This is a genomic window from Pseudomonas sp. P5_A2_2 (assembly GCF_054177685.1).
Genome location: NZ_JBGCUL010000331.1, coordinates 1 through 4,758, shown reverse-complemented (window position 1 = coordinate 4,758; position 4,758 = coordinate 1). Strand labels below are relative to the sequence as shown.

Annotated in this window: 4 protein-coding genes and 1 pseudogene; all 5 read left to right on the top strand. The window is 62.7% G+C overall.

Going from position 1 to position 4,758, the window contains the following annotated elements; translation table 11 throughout:
• A pseudogene (locus ACXRVY_RS17610) lies at positions 1–622 on the top strand (phosphogluconate dehydratase); the annotation flags it as partial.
• Entirely contained in the window at positions 619–1,578 is a 960-nt protein-coding gene (locus ACXRVY_RS17605) for a glucokinase (RefSeq protein WP_223459447.1), read from the top strand. The pseudogene ACXRVY_RS17610 and the gene ACXRVY_RS17605, both read left to right, overlap by 4 nt.
• A gap of 185 nt (positions 1,579–1,763) precedes the next feature.
• Complete coding sequence (locus tag ACXRVY_RS17600) at positions 1,764–2,495, top strand: response regulator (RefSeq protein WP_223459445.1); 732 nt, start codon at positions 1,764–1,766, stop codon at positions 2,493–2,495.
• A gap of 31 nt (positions 2,496–2,526) precedes the next feature.
• A complete protein-coding gene (locus ACXRVY_RS17595; protein ID WP_458237866.1) occupies positions 2,527–3,954 on the top strand; it encodes an ATP-binding protein in 1,428 nt (475 codons plus the stop codon).
• 228 nt (positions 3,955–4,182) lie between these two features.
• Positions 4,183–4,758, top strand: a 576-nt coding sequence (locus ACXRVY_RS17590) for an AGE family epimerase/isomerase (protein ID WP_458237865.1), incomplete at its 3' end; no start/stop codon positions are given.

The window sequence follows — 4,758 nt, the reverse complement described above, 5'->3', positions numbered from 1 at the left end:
CGATGAAAGCATCCTGCGTCCGGTCGCTCGTGCGTTCTCGGCCGAAGGTGGCCTGCGGGTGATGGAAGGCAACCTCGGTCGCGGTGTGATGAAAGTCTCCGCTGTGGCCGTGGAAAACCAGATTGTCGAAGCGCCGGCCATGGTGTTCCAGGATCAGCAGGACCTGGCCGATGCCTTCAAGGCCGGTTTGCTGGAGAAGGATTTTGTCGCGGTGATGCGCTTCCAGGGCCCGCGCTCCAACGGCATGCCGGAACTGCACAAGATGACACCGTTCCTCGGCGTGTTGCAGGATCGCGGCTTCAAAGTCGCGCTGGTGACCGACGGGCGCATGTCCGGCGCGTCGGGGAAAATCCCGGCGGCCATTCATGTCAGCCCCGAGGCTTATGTCGGCGGCGCTTTGGCGCGAGTGCAAGAGGGCGATATCATCCGCGTCGATGGCGTCAAAGGCACCCTGGAGCTTAAGGTGGACGCCGAAGAATTCGCAGCGCGCACACCGGCCAAAGGCCAGTTGGGCAACAACATCGGCACCGGTCGCGAGCTGTTCGGTTTCATGCGCATGGCCTTCAGCTCGGCGGAGCAGGGCGCCAGCGCCTTCACTTCTGCCCTGGAGACGCTTAATTGAAACTGGCTTTGGTCGGTGACATCGGTGGGACCAACGCACGTTTCGCGTTGTGGAAAAACCAGCAACTGGAATCGGTCCAGGTGCTGGCGACAGCAGATTTCCCCAGCCCGGAAGAAGCGATCAGCCTCTACCTGAACGGCCTGGGGCTGGCGCCGGGGGCGATTGGCTCGGTGTGCCTGTCGGTGGCAGGCCCCGTGAGCGGCGACGAATTCAAGTTCACCAACAATCACTGGCGCCTGAGCCGCAAGGGCTTTTGCCAGGCCTTGCAGGTGGATCAGCTGTTGCTGGTCAACGACTTCTCGGCCATGGCCCTGGGCATGACCCGTTTGCAGCCCGGCGAATTCCGCGTGGTCTGCGAAGGCTCGCCGGAGCCGCTGCGCCCGGCGGTGGTGATCGGCCCCGGCACGGGCCTGGGCGTCGGTACCTTGCTCGATTTGGGCGAGGGCCGATTCGCCGCGTTGCCGGGGGAGGGCGGTCACGTTGATCTGCCATTGAGCAGTCCGCGTGAAACCCAACTCTGGCAGCATATTTTCAACGAGATCGGCCATGTCAGCGCTGAAACAGCGTTGAGCGGCGGCGGCTTGCCACGCGTCTACCGGGCGATCTGCGCGGTGGACGGGCACACGCCGGTACTCGACACGCCGGAAGCCATCACCGCAGCCGGGCTGGCGGGCGACCCGATTGCCGTGGAAGTGCTCGAGCAGTTCTGCTGCTGGCTCGGACGCGTGGCCGGCAACAACGTGCTGACCACCGGTGGGCGCGGTGGCGTGTACATCGTTGGCGGGGTGATTCCGCGCTTTGCCGATTTCTTCCTCGAAAGCGGCTTCGCCCGCTGCTTCGCCGACAAGGGGTGCATGAGCGATTACTTCAAGGGGATTCCGGTGTGGCTGGTGACGGCGCCGTATTCGGGATTGATGGGTGCGGGTGTGGCGCTGGAGCAATCAATCCCGACCTGAAACCCGATTACCTGTAGGCGCGAGCCTGCTCGCGATGGACTTGAAGGCACCGCGTGCATTCAGAAAACACGCGTTATCGTTGACGTCCATCGCGAGCAGGCTCGCTCCTACAGTGGTTCTGTAGTGTTTGTAAAATCGGTGCTTAAGGCATAATCCGCCCAATTCAAACAACAAGGACGCCGCCCGTGAGCTCAGTCAACAAGTCGATTTTGTTGGTCGATGACGATCAAGAGATACGCGAGTTGCTGGACACCTACCTGACCCGTGCCGGTTTCCAGGTGCGTGCCACCGCCGATGGCGCCGGTTTTCGCCAGGCGCTGAACGACGCGCCGGCCGATCTGGTGATCCTTGATGTGATGCTGCCCGACGAAGACGGCTTCAGCCTGTGTCGCTGGATTCGCCAGCATCCACGCCAGGCGCAGGTGCCGATCATCATGCTCACCGCCAGTTCCGACGAGGCAGACCGCGTCATCGGCCTGGAGCTGGGCGCCGACGATTACCTCGGCAAGCCGTTCAGCCCACGGGAGTTGCAGGCGCGGATCAAGGCGTTGCTACGCCGTGCGCAGTTCGGCCAGGAACGTAACGGCGGTGAGGTGCTGGCCTTCGATGACTGGCGGCTGGACATGGTCAGCCATCGGCTGTTTCACATCGACGGCGAAGAGGTGATTCTCTCGGGCGCCGACTTCGCGCTGCTGAAACTGTTTCTCGATCACCCGCAGGAAATCCTCGACCGCGACACCATCGGCAACGCCACTCGTGGCCGTGAACTGATGCCCCTGGATCGCATCGTCGACATGGCGGTCAGCCGGTTGCGCCAACGCCTGCGCGACACGGAAAAACCGCCACGGCTGATCCGCACCGTGCGTGGCAGCGGCTACCAACTGGCGGCCAATGTGGTTGCCAGCAATGGCCACTAAGCTATTGCGCAAGCTCGCCGCCAAGGTGCCGATGCCGCGTTCGCTGCTCGGGCGGATGTTGCTGTTGACCCTGCTGGCGGTGTTGTTCGCCCAAGCGTTGTCGAGCGTGATCTGGGTCTCGCAACTGCGTGCCACGCAGCTCGAGGGCCTGGTCACCAGCGCCCGCAGCCTGGCCCATTCAATGACGGCCAGTGTCAGTTATTTCCGTTCGTTGCCGGTGGCGTTCCGGCCCTTGGTGCTCGATCAGTTGCGCAGCATGGGCGGCACCCGGTTCGTGGTGACGCTCAACGACAAACCCCTGGGCATGGAGGTGCTGCCCATCACCCCGCGCAAAGAGGCGGTGCTCAAAGCGGTGGACGAGGTGCTGCGCCAGTCCCTCGGCCAGGACACGGACATCTCGGTGACCTTCGTCAGCCCGCAAGACCTGCGCATCTTCAATGGCGGCCTGAAGCTCGATGAGTTGCCACGCTCCTGGGCGCACTACGCGTTGACCCTGGAGCCGGTGAACCCGCCGGTACTGGTCACGCAGATCCAGATGGCGCCGGGCGAGTGGCTGTACATCGCCTCGCTGTTGCCCGAGCCCTACACCAGCCTTGAAGAGCAGGGCCTGCCGGCGCAGCAGGTGTGGTTCATCGTCCTGACCAGCAGCTTTTTGCTGTTGTTCATCGGCCTGCTGGTGCACTGGCAGAGTCGTCCGCTCAAGCGCCTGGCGCGGGCGGCGCGGGACCTGTCGTTGGGGGCCGACGTGGAACCGGTGGCCGAAGGCGGTGGCAGTGAAGTGGTCGAGGTCGGGCGCGCCTTCAACACCATGCGCGAGCGCATCAGTCGTTACCTGACCGAGCGCAGCCAGTTGTTCAGCGCCATTTCCCACGACTTGCGCACGCCGATCACCCGTTTGCGCCTGAGGGTCGAATTGCTCGAAGACGAAACACTGCAAACCAAGTTCGGGCGTGACCTGGACGAGCTCGAATTGCTGGTCAAGGGCGCGCTGCAATGCGTGAAAGACACCGACATCCACGAGAACATCGAGCCGGTGGACCTCAATCATGTGCTCGACTGTCTGGTGGAGCCCTATCTCGCGCCGAACGGCAACGGCCGCGTGACCCAGCAGGGGYGGGCGCTGGCGGCGTATCCGGGCAAACCGCTGGCACTCAAGCGCTGCATCGGCAACCTGATCGATAACGCGTTGAAGTACGGGCAGAACGCGCACCTGCACATTGATGACGACGAAAGCGCGTTCGTCCTGCACGTCGATGATGAAGGGCCGGGCGTGCCGGAGCAGCGGCTGGAGCAGGTGTTCGAACCGCACTTTCGCCTGGCCGGGCAGCAACAGGGTTATGGGTTGGGGCTGGGGATTGCCCGCAACATTGCCCATAGCCATGGTGGTGAGGTGAGTCTGCAGAATCTGCGTGAAGGCGGGTTGCGAGTGACCCTGCAGTTGCCCCGCAGCGTTGACTAGTCAGACCGCGTTATCGTTCATCGCGAGCAGGCTCGCTCCTACAGGGTTTTTGCGTCGTACATAAATCCAATGTAGGAGCGAGCCTGCTCGCGATGGCGTCAGATCATTCAACACATATCCAAGAGCAAATGTCACAGCTTGGTGACATAACCCACCCCCTTCGTTACATGCCCACCTTCCCCCGTTGTTTATGCTGCCCCACAGTCATAACAACAAAAAAGGTACGCCATGGACACCTTCCAACCGGCCTTCAGCAGTTGGCTGAACGCACCTGCCCATCAGCAATGGCTCGCCAGCGAAGGCTTGCGCCTGCTGGCGTTTGCCAAGGCTTCGAAGCTACCTGAAGGCTTCGGCAACCTCGATGAAAAAGGCCGCCTCCCGGCTGATGCGCAAGCCCAGACCATGAACACCGCGCGCATGACCCACAGCTTCGCCATGGCCCACATTCAGGGCTTGCCGGGTTTCGCCGAACTGGTGGATCACGGTGTCGCTGCGCTGCGCGGGCCGTTGCGCGACGTGCTGCATGGCGGCTGGTTCGCGGCCGCCGAACATCGCAATGGCAACACCGGCAAGAATGCCTACCTGCATGCTTTCGTCGCACTGGCGGCCAGTTCTGCGGTGGTCGCACAGCGCCCCGGTGCACAAGCCTTGCTCGATGATGCCATCGATATCATCGACACTTATTTCTGGAGCGAAGAAGAAGGCGCGATGCGCGAATCTTTCAACCGTGACTGGAGCGAGGAGGAGGCGTACCGAGGCGCCAACAGCAACATGCACGCCACCGAAGCCTTCCTCGCCCTGGCC